This is a genomic window from Microbacterium sp. Root553, from assembly GCF_001426995.1.
Lineage (GTDB): Bacteria > Actinomycetota > Actinomycetes > Actinomycetales > Microbacteriaceae > Microbacterium.
In genome coordinates this window covers 1,403,502-1,418,832 of record NZ_LMFY01000001.1, presented here as the reverse complement: position 1 = coordinate 1,418,832, position 15,331 = coordinate 1,403,502, and the positions used below count along the sequence as shown (strand labels likewise).

Annotated in this window: 15 protein-coding genes; 8 read left to right on the top strand and 7 right to left on the bottom strand. The window is 70.1% G+C overall.

All coding sequences use genetic code 11. The annotated features are described in order from the left end of the window. Nucleotides 1–129: 129 nt before the first annotated feature. Nucleotides 130–2,094 (bottom strand): M13 family metallopeptidase, encoded by a 1,965-nt coding sequence (locus ASD43_RS06590; protein ID WP_056415096.1) that lies wholly within the window; start codon nucleotides 2,092–2,094, stop codon nucleotides 130–132. 50 nt (nucleotides 2,095–2,144) lie between these two features. Then, nucleotides 2,145–2,720: a J-domain-containing protein gene (locus ASD43_RS06585; RefSeq protein WP_056415094.1), complete on the bottom strand. Its 576-nt coding sequence runs from the start codon at nucleotides 2,718–2,720 to the stop codon at nucleotides 2,145–2,147. Between the two features lie 151 nt (nucleotides 2,721–2,871). Here ASD43_RS06585 and ASD43_RS06580 point away from each other — a divergent pair, with 151 nt between their 5' ends. Continuing rightward, on the top strand, nucleotides 2,872–4,191 hold the full coding sequence (locus ASD43_RS06580) for an MATE family efflux transporter (RefSeq protein WP_056415090.1): 1,320 nt from the start codon (nucleotides 2,872–2,874) through the stop codon (nucleotides 4,189–4,191). A 108-nt stretch (nucleotides 4,192–4,299) separates the two neighbouring features. Here ASD43_RS06580 and ASD43_RS06575 read toward each other — a convergent pair whose 3' ends face one another. Then, complete coding sequence (locus ASD43_RS06575; RefSeq protein WP_056415089.1) at nucleotides 4,300–5,013, bottom strand: TrmH family RNA methyltransferase; 714 nt, start codon at nucleotides 5,011–5,013, stop codon at nucleotides 4,300–4,302. A gap of 70 nt (nucleotides 5,014–5,083) precedes the next feature. On the opposite strand from ASD43_RS06575, the gene ASD43_RS06570 reads away from it, so the two are divergent. After that, complete coding sequence (locus ASD43_RS06570) at nucleotides 5,084–6,343, top strand: Nramp family divalent metal transporter (protein ID WP_056415086.1); 1,260 nt, start codon at nucleotides 5,084–5,086, stop codon at nucleotides 6,341–6,343. Between the two features lie 74 nt (nucleotides 6,344–6,417). Here the strand turns inward: ASD43_RS06570 and ASD43_RS06565 are convergent, their stop codons facing one another. Continuing rightward, nucleotides 6,418–8,979: a rhamnogalacturonan lyase gene (locus ASD43_RS06565; protein ID WP_056415083.1), complete on the bottom strand. Its 2,562-nt coding sequence runs from the start codon at nucleotides 8,977–8,979 to the stop codon at nucleotides 6,418–6,420. 158 nt (nucleotides 8,980–9,137) lie between these two features. Between ASD43_RS06565 and ASD43_RS06560 the strand changes: the two genes are divergently transcribed. From ASD43_RS06560 to ASD43_RS17405, 5 genes are all read left to right on the top strand, one after another. Further along, nucleotides 9,138–9,440 carry a hypothetical protein gene (locus tag ASD43_RS06560; protein ID WP_056415080.1) on the top strand — a complete coding sequence of 101 codons (303 nt, stop codon included), beginning with the start codon at nucleotides 9,138–9,140 and terminating at the stop codon, nucleotides 9,438–9,440. A 134-nt stretch (nucleotides 9,441–9,574) separates the two neighbouring features. Then, nucleotides 9,575–10,207, top strand: a complete 633-nt coding sequence (locus ASD43_RS06555) for a metal-dependent transcriptional regulator (RefSeq protein ID WP_056415077.1) — start codon at nucleotides 9,575–9,577, stop codon at nucleotides 10,205–10,207. Nucleotides 10,208–10,302: 95 nt separating this feature from the next. Then, entirely contained in the window at nucleotides 10,303–11,112 is an 810-nt protein-coding gene (locus ASD43_RS06550; protein ID WP_045253294.1) for an HAD-IIA family hydrolase, read from the top strand. 1 nt (nucleotide 11,113) lies between these two features. Further along, complete coding sequence (locus ASD43_RS06545) at nucleotides 11,114–11,683, top strand: YdeI/OmpD-associated family protein (RefSeq protein ID WP_056415074.1); 570 nt, start codon at nucleotides 11,114–11,116, stop codon at nucleotides 11,681–11,683. Next, entirely contained in the window at nucleotides 11,680–11,850 is a 171-nt protein-coding gene (locus tag ASD43_RS17405) for a hypothetical protein (RefSeq protein WP_167541586.1), read from the top strand. The genes ASD43_RS06545 and ASD43_RS17405 overlap by 4 nt, the downstream gene beginning before the upstream one ends. Nucleotides 11,851–11,873: 23 nt before the next feature. Here ASD43_RS17405 and ASD43_RS06540 read toward each other — a convergent pair whose 3' ends face one another. Then, nucleotides 11,874–13,055 (bottom strand): anhydro-N-acetylmuramic acid kinase, encoded by a 1,182-nt coding sequence (locus ASD43_RS06540; RefSeq protein WP_056415072.1) that lies wholly within the window; start codon nucleotides 13,053–13,055, stop codon nucleotides 11,874–11,876. 201 nt (nucleotides 13,056–13,256) lie between these two features. On the opposite strand from ASD43_RS06540, the gene ASD43_RS06535 reads away from it, so the two are divergent. Further along, nucleotides 13,257–13,784 carry a hypothetical protein gene (locus ASD43_RS06535; RefSeq protein ID WP_056415069.1) on the top strand — a complete coding sequence of 176 codons (528 nt, stop codon included), beginning with the start codon at nucleotides 13,257–13,259 and terminating at the stop codon, nucleotides 13,782–13,784. 36 nt (nucleotides 13,785–13,820) lie between these two features. On the opposite strand, the gene ASD43_RS06530 is transcribed toward ASD43_RS06535, so the two are convergent. Both ASD43_RS06530 and pyrE read right to left on the bottom strand, forming a co-directional pair. Continuing rightward, nucleotides 13,821–14,723 (bottom strand): ROK family protein, encoded by a 903-nt coding sequence (locus ASD43_RS06530; RefSeq protein ID WP_056415066.1) that lies wholly within the window; start codon nucleotides 14,721–14,723, stop codon nucleotides 13,821–13,823. Next, nucleotides 14,720–15,280, bottom strand: coding sequence for an orotate phosphoribosyltransferase (pyrE, locus tag ASD43_RS06525; protein WP_056415063.1), 561 nt, complete (start codon nucleotides 15,278–15,280; stop codon nucleotides 14,720–14,722). The genes ASD43_RS06530 and pyrE overlap by 4 nt, the downstream gene beginning before the upstream one ends. Nucleotides 15,281–15,331 lie beyond the last annotated feature (51 nt).

Below are 15,331 nucleotides of genomic sequence, written 5' to 3'. Positions count from 1 at the left end.
CAGGCGGGATGCTGCGGGGTCCGTCCCCCACAGCACGGATATCGTAACCCCGGCCGGTGAGGATGCCCTACAGACTGCGACGTTCGGTCATCAGATCGTCACATGGGAGCCTGCAGGGCATCCCGCGTCTCACCAGATCGTGACCCTGGAGTCCTGCGGCAGCCAGAGCGCGTCGTTCTGGGAGACGTCGAACGCCTCGTAGAAGGCGTCGATGTTGCGGACGATCTGGTTGCAGCGGAACTCGTTCGGCGAGTGCGGGTCGATGGTGAGCAGTCGCAGCGTCTCGGCGTCGCGGCTCTTCTGCTGCCAGACCTGCGCCCACGACAGGAGCAGGCGCTGCACGCCCGTGTACCCGTCGATGACCGGGGCCTCGGCACCGTCGAGCGAGATCTCGTACGCCTTGAGCGCGATGCCGAGACCACCGAGATCGCCGATGTTCTCGCCGATCGTCAGGGCGCCGTTCACATGGTGCTCGGCGTCGAGACCCTCAGGGACCAGCTCGTCGTACTGCGCGATGAGGGCCTTGGTGCGCTCCTCGAACGCCGACCGGTCGGCATCCGTCCACCAGTCCTCGAGCTTGCCCGCGCCGTCGTACCGGCTGCCCTGGTCGTCGAATCCGTGTCCGATCTCGTGTCCGATCACGGCGCCGATCCCGCCGTAGTTCGCCGCCGCGTCGCGGGAGGCGTCGAAGAACGGGTACTGCAGGATGGCCGCGGGGAAGACGATCTCGTTCATCGACGGGTTGTAGTACGCGTTGACCATCTGCGGCGGCATGTGCCACTCCTCGCGGTCGATCGGCTGCCCGACCTTCGCGACGTTGCGGTCGTGCTCGAAGATCGCCGCGCGCCGCACGTTGCCGAACAGGTCGTCGCGGTCGATCTCGAGGGTGGAGTAGTCACGCCACACGGTGGGGTGACCGATCTTCGGGGTGAACGAATCCAGCTTCGCCAGCGCGCGCTCGCGGGTCTCCGCCGTCATCCACTCGAGGTCGGTGATGCTCTGGCGATAGGCCTCGATGAGGTTCGCGACGAGCTCGTCCATCTCGGCCTTGGCCGTCGGCGGGTAGTGCCGCTCGACGTACACCTTGCCGATGGCCTCGCTCAGCGCGCTCTCGGTGACCGAGACACCGCGCTTCCAGCGCTCGCGGATCGTCGGCACTCCGGTGAGCTCGGTGCCGTAGAACGAGAAGTTCTCCTGCACCATGTCGTCGGTGAGGTAGGGAGCCGCGGCGTGCACGACCTGGGCGCGCAGCCACGCCTTCCAGTCGTCGAGCCGCTCGGCGACGAGGAGCGATCCCAGTCCCTCGAAGAAGCTCGGCTGCGAGACGATGACCTCGGCGAACGCGTCGGGGTGCCCGGGGGCCACCGCGTCGCGCCACGGCTCGAGGTCGACACCCGCGAGCTCCTGGATCTCGGCCCAGGACAGGAGGTTGTAGGTGGCGACCGCGTCGCGGCTGCGCACGTTGTCCCAGTGGTGCCCCGCGAGCTCGGTCTCGAGCGCGATCGCACGATCGGCGGCCTCGGTCGGCTCGGCGATCCCGGCGAGACCGAGCAGTCGCTCGAGGTGCGCGCGGTAGGCCGCACGCGTCTCGGCGAAGGTGTCGAGCCGGAAGTAGCTCTCGTCGGGCAGCGAGAGACCCGACTGCACGGCCACCGGCAGATAGCGCTCCGGGTTGCCGGGGTCGCCGTCGACGTAGAAGCCGATCAGGTGGGCACGGCCATCGCGGTCGTACGCACCCACGGTGCGCAGGAACGCGGGGATGCCGTCGATGGCGTCGATCTCGGCGAGCGTCTCCGCCAGCGGCGACACCCCCGCCGCCGCGATGCGCTCGGTGTCCATGAAGCTCGCGAACAGGTCGCCGATCTTGCGCGCGAGGGTGCCGACCTCGGCATCCTGCGACTCCTCGATGATCGCGCGGACGTCTTTCTCCGCCTGCTCGGCGAGGAGGTGGAAGGACCCCCATCGCGCCTTGTCGCCGGGGATCTCGGTGCGCGCGAGCCACGCGCCGTTGACGTGGCGGTACAGGTCGTCCTGCGGGCGGATGTCGGAGCTGAACTCGGCGATCTCGAGGCCGGAAGGGAGCACATCTGTCATGCGACCCAGCCTATGCGCCGGTCCGACATCCGGGTCGGCGGGCGCGAGGATCAGGCCCGGCGTCCGAGACCGAATCTCCGACGCCGCGGCTGCTCCGGCGGCTCCGCGGCACGGGCGGCGAGCCTGGCGGCGCGCCGTTCGGCCCAGGCGGTGACCTCGGCGTCGACGTCGCGAGTGCTCGTCACGACCGGCGGGCCGCCCTGCAGCTGCCGTCGCGCGTCGACGACGCGCCTGTTGAAGTCGACGAGGACATCACGGACGTCGCTCTCGCGCCCCAGGAGGTCGAGCTGGGCGTCGAGCTCGCGATCCTCGGTGCGGAGCAGGATCGCGGGCGGTCCGAGCCCGGTGAGGTTCTCGGTCTCGATCTTGCGGCGGATCCACCAGTCGGGGTCGTGGTGGGTGCCGAGCCCGTCGAGGGGCTTGCCCGCGCCGGGCAGATCGTCGAAGTCGCCCCGCCGGATCGCGACCTGGATGGCCGTCTCGATGAACGCCGCGCGATCGGTGGCGGCCGCGATGCCCGGAGCCTCGGCGGACTCCGCGTCATCCTCCGCGCCGTCGCTCTGCTGCCGCGCGCGGTATCGGGCTGCGGCCTCGCGGGGGTCCGACACGATGCACCTCCCTGGCATCCGGTGGGTGATTCCAGGGTACGGCCGGAGGCGACGACACGGGTCGGTCGGTGTCAGGCCATACACGTCGGTGGAGTGCATACACGTCGATGGAGTCCATACACGTCGGTGTCGACGCGGGTCGGTCGGTGTCAGCCCATAGGCTCTGAGGATGACCGAGCGCACCCTCAACCGCGAGATCCTGCGCCTCGCCGTCCCCGCGCTCGGCGCGCTGATCGCGGAACCCGCCTTCCTCATCGTCGACGCCGCGCTCATCGGGCACCTCGGCACGACGCCGCTGGCCGGACTCGGCATCGCCGGCGCCGTGTTGCAGACGGTGGTCGGGCTCATGGTCTTCCTCGCCTACTCCACGACGCCCGCGGTCGCTCGCCTGTTCGGGGCCGGCCGCCCCGGCGAGGCCGTGTCGGTCGGGATCAACGGCATGTGGCTGGCGCTGGCACTCGGCGCCGTGCTCGCGGCGGCCGGCGCCGTGGCCTCGCCGTGGCTGGTGTCGCTGTTCGGAGCGAGCGATGCCGTCGCCGCCCAGGCCAACGACTACCTCGTCGTATCGATGTGGGGTCTCCCCGCCATGCTGATCGTCTTCGCGGCGACCGGACTGCTGCGCGGGATGCAGGACACGGTCACGCCGCTGTGGATCGCCGGGCTGGGGTTCGGGGCGAACGCCCTGCTCAACGTCGTCTTCATCTACGGGCTCGGCTGGGGCATCGCCGGCTCCGCGGCGGGCACCGTGGTCGCGCAGTGGGGGATGGTCGGCGCCTACGTGCTGGTCATCCGACGGCTCGCCGTGACCCATGATGCCTCGCTGACGGTGAAGCGCGAGGGCATGGGCCGCACCGCGCGGTCCGGGGGCTGGCTGTTCCTGCGCACGGTGAGTCTGCGGGCAGCGCTGCTCGTGACCGTCGCCGTGGCCACGGGCATCGGCACGGACGAGCTCGCCGGCTGGCAGATCGTGTTCACGATCTTCTCGGCAGCGGCCTTCGCCCTCGATGCGCTGGCGATCGCCGCGCAGGCCCTGATCGGCAAGGAGCTCGGCGCCGGCGACCAGAGGCAGGTGCAGCGCGTGCTGGCACGGACGGTCGCGTGGGGCGTGTGGTTCGGGGTGATCGTGGGGGCGCTGATCGCCGTCCTGTCCGGCGTGCTGGGCATCGTGTTCACCGGCGATCCCGACATCGCGGCGCTCGTGCAGCCGGCGCTGCTGATCCTCGCGGTCGCCCAGCCGATCGCCGGTGTCGTTTTCGTGCTCGACGGCGTGCTGATGGGCGCGAACGACGCCCGATACCTCGCACTCGCCGGCGTGCTCAACCTCCTGCCGTTCCTCCCCGCGCTCTGGATCATCGCCGCGACCGGCGTCGACGGTGCCCCCGGACTCATCTGGCTCGCCGTCGCGTTCTTCGGCGTGTACCTGCTCGCTCGCCTCGGCACTCTCGGCTGGCGGGTGCGCTCAGGACGCTGGCTCACCGCCGGAGTCTGATCCTGCACACACGCGCAGGACTCGACGTTCTCCACGTATCTCGGAATCCCGGACAGGTGGGCCGCGCAGCCCTGGACCGGGACTGACGGCTGCGCAGGAACCCGAGGTTCAGCCCGCGTGCCTCCGGCACCACTCGTACATGATCACGGCTGCGGCCGCGCTCGCGTTGATCGACCGGGTCGAGCCGTACTGGGTGATCTCGATGTGCCCGGATGCCGCGGCGAGCGCCTCGTCCGAGAGACCCGGCCCCTCCTGCCCGAACAGCAGGACGCAGCTCTGCGGCAGCTCGGCACGATCGACGGGCACCGCCCCCTCGACGTTGTCGACGGCGATGATCGGGATGCCCTCGGCCGCCGCCCACGCCGCGAAGGTCTGCACATCCTCATGGTGGACGACGTGCTGGTAGCGGTCGGTCACCATGGCGCCGCGCTTGTTCCAGCGGCGACGACCGATGATGTGCACGGTGTCGGCGAGGAATGCGTTGGCGCTGCGCACGATCGAGCCGATGTTCATGTCGTGCTGCCAGTTCTCGATGGCCACGTGGAACGGATGCCGCTTCGTGTCGAGGTCGGCGACGATCGCCGGCATCCGCCAGTACCGATAGCGATCGATCACGTTGCGGGTGTCACCGGCGGCGAGCAACTCGGGGTCGTACTGCTCCCCCTGCGGCCACTCCACGGGTCCTCCGGGCCAGGGGCCTACCCCGTACCCGGGCTGCGCCGACGATCCGCCTGCGTCTGAGGATCTGCTTGTCTCCGACGTGTCGCCTGTCCCCGAGGTGTCGCCCGTCTCCGCCGGGCCTGCGGGCGTCTGCTCATCCATCCCGTCAGGCTATCCGCCGCACGACGGCTCGCATATTTAGGTGCACCGAAATATCCGCTACGATTTCGGCATGCCTAAAAATGCCGCGACACCGCCCCGCAGTCTGTGGCTGCTCGGACCCGCTCTGGTCGCCGGAGTCGCCTACCTCGACCCGGGCAACGTCGCGAGCAACATGACGGCCGGTGCCCAGTACGGCTACCTGCTCGTGTGGATCGTCGTGGCGGGCAACATCATGGCCTGGCTGATCCAGTACCTCTCCGCCAAGCTCGGCGTCGTCACGGGCCAGAGCCTCCCCGAAGTGCTGGGCACGCGGCTGACGAGGCCGTGGGCCCGCCGAGCGTACTGGCTGCAGGCCGAGCTCGTCGCGATGGCCACCGACCTCGCCGAGGTCATCGGCGGGGCGGTCGCGCTGTACCTGCTGTTCGACATCCCGCTGCTCCTCGGCGGCGTCATCACCGGCGCGGTGTCGATGATCCTCCTCGCGGTGCAGAACCGGGGCGGCGCGCGGCCGTTCGAGTTCGTGATCATCGGGCTGATGGCGATCATCGCGGTCGGCTTCGTCGCCGGCCTCTTCGTCGCTCCACCGGATGCCGGCAGCGTCGTCGGCGGACTCGTGCCCCGCTTCGAGGGCACCGGATCGGTGCTGCTCGCCGCGTCCATCCTCGGCGCGACGATCATGCCGCACGCGATCTACGCCCACTCCTCGCTGACCCGCGACAGGTTCGGCGCGGCCGCCGCGCACGGACCGACCGAGGCGGCGCGCACCGAGGTCTCCCGCATCCGCCGTCTGCTGACCGCGACCCGCTGGGACGTCTCGATCGCGATGGTCATCGCCGGGACGGTGAATCTCGGCATCCTGCTGCTCGCCGCAGCCAACCTCGCCGGGGTCGACGGCACGGACTCCCTCGAAGGCGCGCACGCCGCGCTGGCCGCGGGGCTCGGGCCCGTCGTCGCCACCTTCTTCGCCGTCGGCCTGCTCGCCTCGGGGCTCGCGTCGACCTCGGTCGGCGCCTACGCGGGAGCCGAGATCATGCACGGCCTGCTGCACGTGCGCATCCCGCTGCTGGCACGGCGGCTGATCACCCTGATCCCCGCGCTCGTGATCCTCGGGCTCGGCGTCGATCCGACACTGGCCCTCGTGCTCAGCCAGGTCGTGCTGTCGTTCGGCATCCCGTTCGCGCTGATCCCGCTGGTGGCGCTCACGGCCCAGCGTCGCACGCTGGGCGCCTGGGTGAACCGGCGATGGACCACCGCGGCCGGTGTGCTGGCGTCGGTGCTGCTCATCGCCCTCAACGGCGCGCTGCTCTGGCTGGTCCTGACCGGCGCCTGATCAGGCGTCGCGCACGCGGAACCGCCCCGAGCCGGCACGGGAAGATTCGGCTCGGGGCGGCGATCTGTCCGCGCTCAGCGCGAGCGGAGCGTCTCCGTCCACTGCGAGACGGCGCCGTCGGCGATGCGGTGCCCGGGGTCGGGGACCGCGACCACGGTCACCTCCCCCGTGACGCGCACCTTGCCGTTGCGCGCCTCGACCTTCTCGCCGTTCACGTAATAGGTGACGCCCTTGACGGTGGTCGGCACCTTCACCTCGTCACGAGACGTCCCGGGCTTGTCGGTGAACTTCGGAGCCTTGGGCGTCACCGGCGCGGTGAGCACCGGGACGTTCGCCCAGTCGACGTCGCTCGCCAGGTAGAACGAGGTGTACGCGGGCTGGTTGTAGGTCGTCTGCTGACGTGCCGTCTCGGCGCGATACTGCACGTCGTGCATGAGCGTGGTGAGCTTGTGCGCCGTCGGCTCGGTGGTCGTGTAGAACCGCAGCGCGCTCGAGTCGGTCGTGCGCACCAGCAGCTCCTCGCGCCAGTCCCCCAGCACGTCGGCGACCAGGGAGGGATTGCCCTTGGTGCCGTTGTTCGTGAGGGTTCCGGTGGCCGTGAGCACGGTGCCACGGGTCCAGTCGTCGATCGTGGGTGTCTGATCGCCGCTGCCGTTCACGATCTGGGTGGTCATGTCCCCCGCCCAGCGGATCGACATGTTCGTGCCGGGCGTCGCCGTGTCGAGCAGCTCTCCTGTGGCGCTCAGCAGTCCGCTGCCCTCGGTGCCGCCGGGCATGCTCGACCACACCTCGATGCCGGGGATGTCCGGGCGGACGTCTCCGATCATCGCCCGACCGGTGTCGCGACCGGAGTAGGCGCCGAACAGCGATTCCCCCGTGGCCGCATCACGCAACACCGATCCGTACGGGGCGAAGGTGCCACCCTCGTGGGCCGTCCAGATCTCGAGTCCGGGGCGGCTCGGATCGATGTCCGCCACGTGCATCGCGTCACCGTGGCCGAGGCGCACGTTCTCGCCCGGCGCGGCGCTGCCCTCGGGCAGCACGTCGAACGAGCTGTACAGCAGGCTGCCATCGTGATCGATCGTCGCCGATCCGTAGACGAGCTCTTGCTTGCCGTCGGCATCCACGTCGGCGAAGCTCAGCGAGTGGTCGCCCTGGGTCGTGATCGTCCCGAACTCGGGGTCGGTGCCGTCACGCCCGTGGGGCGAGTCGTTGAAGGGGTTCGTCATCGGCGCGTGGCCGCTGTCGACATCCCAGCGCTCCGTGAGGCGCTTGCCGTCCCAGTCGAAGGCCGTGACGGTCGTGCGCGTGTAGTAGCCGCGTGCGAAGACGGCGGACGGATGCTGGCCGTCGAGGTAGCCGACTCCCGACAGGAAGCGGTCGACGCGGTTGCCCGGCTCGATGCGGGACATCGCGTAGTCGCCCCACAGCAGGCCGTCATCGCCGCGCTCGGTCGGATACGGGATGGTCTGGAGTTCCTTGCCGGTGGCGCTGTCGAAGACCGTGAGGTACTCGGGCCCGTCGATGATGAAGCCCTCGAACTCCCGCAGCAGGTTGCGGGCGCTGCGGCTCGGCGCATACACGTCGATGAACGTGTCGGCGAGCTCCTCGGCGCTCTCCCTGCTCAGCGGGTACTCGTGCGTGACGGGCATGCCCCATGCCTCTTCGAGAGTCGCCGGCCACTGCCCCGAGACGACCTCGTCGCGTGAGCTCCAGCCGAGGAACATCTCGACGAGATGTGCTTCGTAGTCGGCGGCGCTGAGCCGGTAGTCGTCGTCGTGGGTGACCCCGGCCTTGCGGTCGGACTTCGGCAGGGTGATGAAGGACTCCCCGACGACGGCCCCGTCGGCGCCGTACTGCACCGACTTGGTGCCCGGCGCCGTCTTCAGCATCGTCTCCGAGCGGCCGTCCCCGTCGAAGTCGTAGACGAGGAACTGCGTGTAGTGGGCTCCCGCCCTGATGTTCACGCCCAGGTCGAGGCGGTTGAGCAGCGTGCCGTCGAGCTCGTAGGTGTCGAGGTAGACGGAGCCGGTGTATCCGCGCTGCGAGACGTCCTTCGCATTCGACGGCTCCCACTTCACGACGTACTCGTACTGCCCGTCGCCGTCGACATCGCCGACCGACACGTCGTTCGCGGAGTAGGTGTAGGCCTCGCCCGCGGGCGTGACGCCGTCGGCGGGCTTCTGCAGCGGCAGGTCGTGATGCCCATCGGCCCAGGCGGTGACCGGGGCGGAGGCGGATGCCGCGAGCTCGACGCCGTTCACGATCGGGACGACGGAGTACTCCGCCGTGGCCGTTCCCTCGGCATCCGCGAGGTTCGTGCTGTCGGTCACGGTGGCGATCTTCGTGCCGTCGCGGTAGACGGCGAAGTCGGGGCCGGCGAGCCCGGTGGCCGTGGCGCCGGTCGCCTCGGACGACAGCAGCCGCCAACTCAGGAAGACGCCGTCGGCGGTGGAGACGGCGACGAGGCCGCGGTCGAGGTTCTCCAGCTGCGGAGTCGCGGATGCCGGGCCATGGCGTCCGGCGTCCGGGCCCGTGGCAGGGGCGGCGGCGGCACTCTGCACGCCTCCCACCAGCAAGCAGCCTGCGGCGGCGACCGCGACGGCAGCGCGGAATGAATGATGTCGGATGTTCATCGTCGAAATCCTTCTCTGGGCAGGACGCCCGCTCGGATAGCGTTTTCCCGTGCCCGGTCGAAGTTACCCGCCGCCCCCGGCGCCGTCAAGGAGATCGGCTAGATTGAGACGATTCACAGCGGGCGGCGCGGCTTCTCCCGGCCAGTAGGCTCGAGGGCATGCCCGTCGAGAACGCCCGTCGCACCGTCCGCATCCTCACCTGGATCGCCATCGCGACCGGCGTGGCCGGCGGACTGCTGGTCGCCTTCCCGACGGCGCTGCCCATCGGCGGCCCGTGGGTGCAGCTCGCCCTCGGTCTCGCGACGCTCGTGCTCGCCTTCCGCGCCCGAAAGCTCGGCATCGCCGGCATCGAGGGATTCGACGGCCGCCTCTCGCTCTTCGCCGCCCTGCTGGGATTCCTCATCATGTTCTTCGCGGGCCAGGTGGCCTTCGGCATCCTCGTCGACGTCGCCAACCCCTGAGCGCAGCGAACTCCTGACCGCAGCGAACTCCTGAGCCCCGCCGAGCCCTGAGCCACACCGAGCCCTGAGCCCCGCCGAGGACAGAGCCGCCCCGGGGACAGAGTGCCGGCATCCTCCTGATCTAGGCTGGGACCGTGGCATCTCCGGCAGCAGACGACTATCTCAAGACCGTCTACGCGCACACCGAATGGCAGGATGCGCCGATCACCCCGTCGGTCCTCGCGGCGAAGCTCGGCATCGCCCCCTCGTCGGTGACCGAGATGGTGAAGAAGCTCGCCGCGGCCGGGTTCGTCTCGCACGTCCCGTACGGAGCGGTGCGCCTGACGGATGCGGGCACCCAGCGTGCGCTCGCGATGGTGCGCCGACACCGCCTGATCGAAACCTGGCTGGTGCAGGAGTTCGGCTACGGCTGGCACGAGGTGCACGACGAGGCCGAGGTGCTCGAGCACACCATCAGCGATCGGCTGCTCGAGGGCATCGACGCGCGCCTGGGGCGACCCCGGTTCGATCCGCACGGCGATGCCATCCCCGACGCCGACGGACGCGTCGACCGCGAGCCGTTCGTGCTGCTCGCCGACGCTCCCGCAGGTCACACCGGGCGGGTCCTGCGCGTCGACGACCGCGATCCCGAGCTGCTGCGCTCGCTCGAGGCCGCCGGCGTCGTGGTCGCGGCGACGATCACCACCACCGCATCCGGTGTCGAGCTCGACGGCTCTCCCGCGACGCTCCCCGAAGGCGCGGCGGATGTCGTCTGGCTCAGCGCCTGAACTGCGCGGGGCAGGGATGCCCCCGCGGGCACGCACCTGACAGCGCGACGCAGACCCGACACCTGCCCGCCACCCCGGGCGAATAGGCTGTGCACATGGGACACCGCGACGACATCGAATGCTGGCTGACCGACATGGACGGCGTTCTCGTGCACGAGAACGACGCGATCCCGGGCGCATCCGAGCTGCTGGCGGGATGGGAGCAGAACGAGATCCCCTATCTGGTCCTGACGAACAACTCGATCTTCACCGCGCGCGATCTCTCGGCGCGGCTGCGGGCCAGCGGCCTGACCGTTCCGGAGGAGCGCATCTGGACCTCGGCGCTTGCGACGGCCGACTTCCTCAAGCAGCAGGTTCCCGGCGGCTCGGCCTTCGTGATCGGCGAGGCCGGCATCCTCACCGCTCTGCATGAGGCCGGCTTCATCATGACCGAGACCGACCCCGACTTCGTGGTCGTCGGCGAGACCCGCAACTACTCGTTCGAGGCGATCACCAAGGCGATCCGGCTGATCATCCGCGGCGCGCGGTTCATCGTCACGAACCCCGACGCGACCGGCCCCTCGGCCGATGGCGTGATGCCGGCGACCGGCGCGATCGCCGCCCTCATCACGAAGGCCACGGGCAAGGAGCCCTACGTCGTCGGCAAGCCCAACCCGATGATGTTCCGGTCGGCTCTGAACAAGATCGGTGCGCACTCGAAGAAGACCGGCATGATCGGCGACCGCATGGACACCGACATCATCGCCGGCATCGAGGCGGGTCTGCACACCGTGCTCGTGATGACCGGGATCAGCGACCAGGCCGAGGTCGAGAAGTACCCGTTCCGGCCCGACGAGATCGTCGACTCGGTCGCCGATCTGCTGCCCACCGTCACCGAGTCGATCCCGACGCTCGACGAGGACTGACGTGGGCGCGCTCGACGAGGGGGAGCGCGTCGTCGCGGCGGATGCCGAGGTCTGGCGCGACTGGCTCGCGCAGCATCATGAGCGCGCCTCGGGGGTCTGGCTGCTGAGCATACGCGGCAAGGGCGCCGACGGGATCGGCTACGAGGATGCCGTGCGCCAGGCGCTGTGCTTCGGCTGGATCGACGGCCCGGTGCGCACGTTCGACGACCGGACCGTCGGGCAGTGGTTCTGCCCGAGGCGTCGGGGCAGCGGATGGGCGGCGACCAACAAAGCGCGTCTGATCGAGCTCGAGGCCGCGGGACTGCTCGCGCCCGCGGGCCTGCGCGTGCTCGAGGCCGCGAAGGCCGACGGATCATGGGTCCTGCTCGACGGCCCCGAGGCGGGCGTCGAGCCCGACGAGCTCACACGCGCGCTGGATGCCGAGCCGGCCGCGCGGGCGAACTGGGACGCGTTCCCGCCCTCGGTGAAGAAGTTCGGACTCACGCACATCGCGATGGCGAAGCGCGCGGAGACGCGCGCGGCGCGGATCGCCAAGATCGTGGCGGATGCCGCGGAGGGGAGACGCCCATGAATCAGTCCGACGTGCTGTTCCTCGTCCTGTTCCTGATCCTGCTCAGCACACTGACGGTGTTCGTCGTGCAGCTGGTCCGTTCCCGACGCCGCGGCGGCGGCGCAGAGGGCGACGGCCGCGCCGGCTGGTGGGAAGGCCCCTGGGACGACGACGACCGCAGGCGCTGACGGCTCTCAGCGCCTGACCGTTCTCAGCGCAGCGTGAGGCTGCGCAGCGTGAGGCTGCGCACGCGCGCGACCGGCTCCGGCATCCGCAGCGGACCCGCCCCCGGGGTGATCGTCCCGAGGATGCGCGGCTCGTGCGCCCCGGTCCCGCCCGGGGCGACGGCCGCCACACCGTGCATGGTGCACCAGCCGATCAGCGCGAACAGGATGGCCTCCTTGCTGTCCACCGGCGCGCCCAGCTCGTCGGCCAGCACGACCTCGACACCGGGGAGGGCATCGCGCAGGCCCTGCAGGATCAGCGGGTTGTGACAGCCGCCTCCGGACACCGCGAGGAAGCGGATGCCGGCGGCGACGACATCCGCGGCGACCGTCCGCACGGTCAGTTCGGTGAGGGTGCGCACGAGGTCGGGGATCGCGATCTCCCGCCCGCGGTCGCGCTGCCGAGCGACATGCTCGCGCACGTACTCGAGGTGGAAGTGCTCCTTGCCGGTGCTCTTGGGCGCGGGGAGCGCGTAGTACGGGTCAGCGAGCAGAGCGTCGAGCAGAGCGTCGTCGACGATGCCGGCACGGGCGATCGCGGCATCCGCGTCGTAGCCGCGCTCGTCCAGGCCCTCCGCCACGACGATCGCATCGACCAGCGCGTTCGCGGGGCCGATGTCGTACGCCGACAGACCGTCGGGGCCGACCACGGTCATGTTCGCGATACCGCCGAGGTTGACGGCCGCCGAGACGCCTGCGCGGTCGCGCAGCAGCAGCTCGTCGAGGAACGACACGAGCGGAGCCCCATGCCCGCCGGCGGTGATGTCACGGATGCGCACGTCGGAGACCACCGGCGCCCCCACCTTCTCGGCGATCCAGGCGGGCTGGCCGATCTGCAGAGTGCCGAGCGCGTGACCGGCGTCGACCCAGTGGAAGACCGTCTGGCCGTGCGTGCAGACGGCGTGCACTCCCCCGACCGCGGCCGCCGCCGTGGCCGCGACCTCGGCGAACGCCTGGCCGATCAGGGTGTCGAGCTCGCACACCTCGGCGAACGTGGTGGGCGCAGGCGGCAGCGCCGCCACGAGACGCGCGCGCAGCTCGGGGTCATACGGCACGCTGTCCTCGTGGAGGACGGTGCCGCGAAGAGTCCCCTCGTTCTCCACGAAGTCGACGACCGCGACATCGATTCCGTCGTGAGAGGTGCCCGAGAGCAGTCCGAGTACGCGCATGAGTGTTCCTTCCGTCGCCTGCTACGAGCGTAGGCCGGTTTTGTTAGGGAGGCGAACGGAAGGGGGCGTCCTTCCTGCACGGAGGTTCGCTCCACGCGACTCATCCACCGTGGCCGGCTCCCTGGCACCCCTCGGGATCACGTGCGACAACGGCGCACGTAGCATTCTGCGAGAGTCGCCGGTCGCCGTCAGAATGGGAGCATGTTCGTGTCCGCAGAAACCCTCACGATCGTCCTCAGCGCCGTCGGCCTCCTGCTGACGCTGGGCAGCATCATGTGCGCGGGCTTCGCGTGGTGCATCCGCCGCATCGATGGAGTCGAGAGGTCACTTGCAGCACGCATCGATGGAGGCGACGACAAGCTCGGAGCACGCATCGACGGCGTCGAAGAGAGACTCGGAGCACGCATCGATGGAGGCGACGACAAGCTCGGAGCACGCATCGACGGCGTCGAAGAGAGGCTCGGAGCGCGCATCGATGGAGTCGAGAGGTCACTCGGAGCACGCATCGACGGAGGCGACGACAAACTCGGAGCACGCATCGACGGACTCGAAGAGAGACTCGGAGCACGCATCGATGGAGTCGAGAGATCACTCGGAGCACGCATCGACGGAGTCGAGAGATCACTCGGAGCACGCATCGACGGAGTCGCAGCGGACATGGTCGAACTCAAGGTCGCGGTCGCGCGGCTTGAAGGCCCGCAGCGCCACCTGATCGTCGCGTCACGCTGACGCGCCGCTCCCGATCTGCTGCAAACGACAGACGCGTCAGCGCAGAACGAGTGCGGCGGCGCCGATGAGCGGCCCCTCGTCGCCGAGACCCGAGCGGACGACGCGGGTGCGGCGCGAGTACTCGTGCGCGGCGCTCGCGGTGAGGGCCTGCTGCACGAGGTCGATGTAGTCGGCAGAGACTCGCGAGAAGCCTCCGCCGATCGCCACCATGTCGAGGTCCACGAGGGTCGCGGCATCCGCCAAGGCCTCGCCGACGGCCTTCGCCGAGCGTTCGATGGCCGCACGCGCGGTGGCGTCGCCCGCCGCAGCATCCCGCGCCAGGTCTTCGCCCGTCGATCCCGCCCAGCCCTGCTGCTGCGCCCACGCGGCGCTCGCCGGTCCCGAGGCGATTTCTTCAAGCGTGAGCCCGCCCTCGCGGCGCACCTGTCCGAGGTGTCCGGCGTTGCCGGTAGCGCCGGGGATGTAGGCGCCGTTCACGACGAACCCGCCCCCGACGCCGGTCGAGACCACGATCGACAGGGACGCGCCAGCATCCTGCGTGGCGCCCAGCCACGACTCGGCAAGCGCGAGCGCGCCGCCGTCGTGGCCGAGGACGGTGGGCACCTCGCGGCCGAGCGCAGCAGACGCCGCAGTGCGCACCGACTCCGCAAGCCCGAAGCCGCGGGCGAGCGGCATGTTCACCGGCAGGATCGATCCGGTGCCACGGTCGATCGGCCCGGCGCTGCCCGCTCCTGCCCCGACCAGCTCGGCATCCGCCGGCAACGCGGCCAGCGCGTGTGTGACGATCGCCGCGACGGCGGCGTCGAGCGAATCAAGCGTCGCCTCTCGCCCGGTCGTCTGTCGCGAACGACTGCCTTCGACCAGCGCGCCGTGCGCGCTCACGAGCGCGGCCTCCATCTTGGTGCCGCCGACGTCGACGGCGAGTGCGTACCGGGTCACTGGGGGTCGAGTCCGAGGTCGTCGAGGTCGAAGGCGGCGCGCCATTCGAGGCCCTCGGCCTCGATCGCGGCCTGCGCGCCGGTCTTGCGGTCGACGATCACCGCGACGGCGACGATCTCGGCGCCCTCCTTGCGCAGCGCCTCGACGGCCTTGAGCGCGGACTGTCCCGTGGTCGAGGTGTCTTCGAGCACGACGACGCGCTTGCCCTTGACGTCGGCGCCCTCGATCTGGCGGCCGCGGCCGTGGTCCTTCGGCTCCTTGCGCACGACGAACGCGTCGAGCGGTCGGTCGGCGGCGACCGATGCGTGCAGCACCGAGTTCGCGATCGGGTCGGCGCCGAGCGTCAGGCCACCCACGGCGACCACGTCGAGGTCGGCGATCAGGTCGAGCATGATGCGGCCGATCGCGGGGGCGGCCCGGTGGTCGAGGGTGAGCTTGCGCATGTCGACGTAGTACGTCGCCTGCTTGCCGCTCGAGAGGGTGAAGTCGCCGTGGAACACCGCCTCATCCTTGATCAGGTCGAGGAGTGTCTGGCGGTCTGCGTCGAGTGCGGTCACGGCATCCAGTGTAGGAGGTGGGGGTCTCGTGTTCTGCGGGAAGTCTGCGTG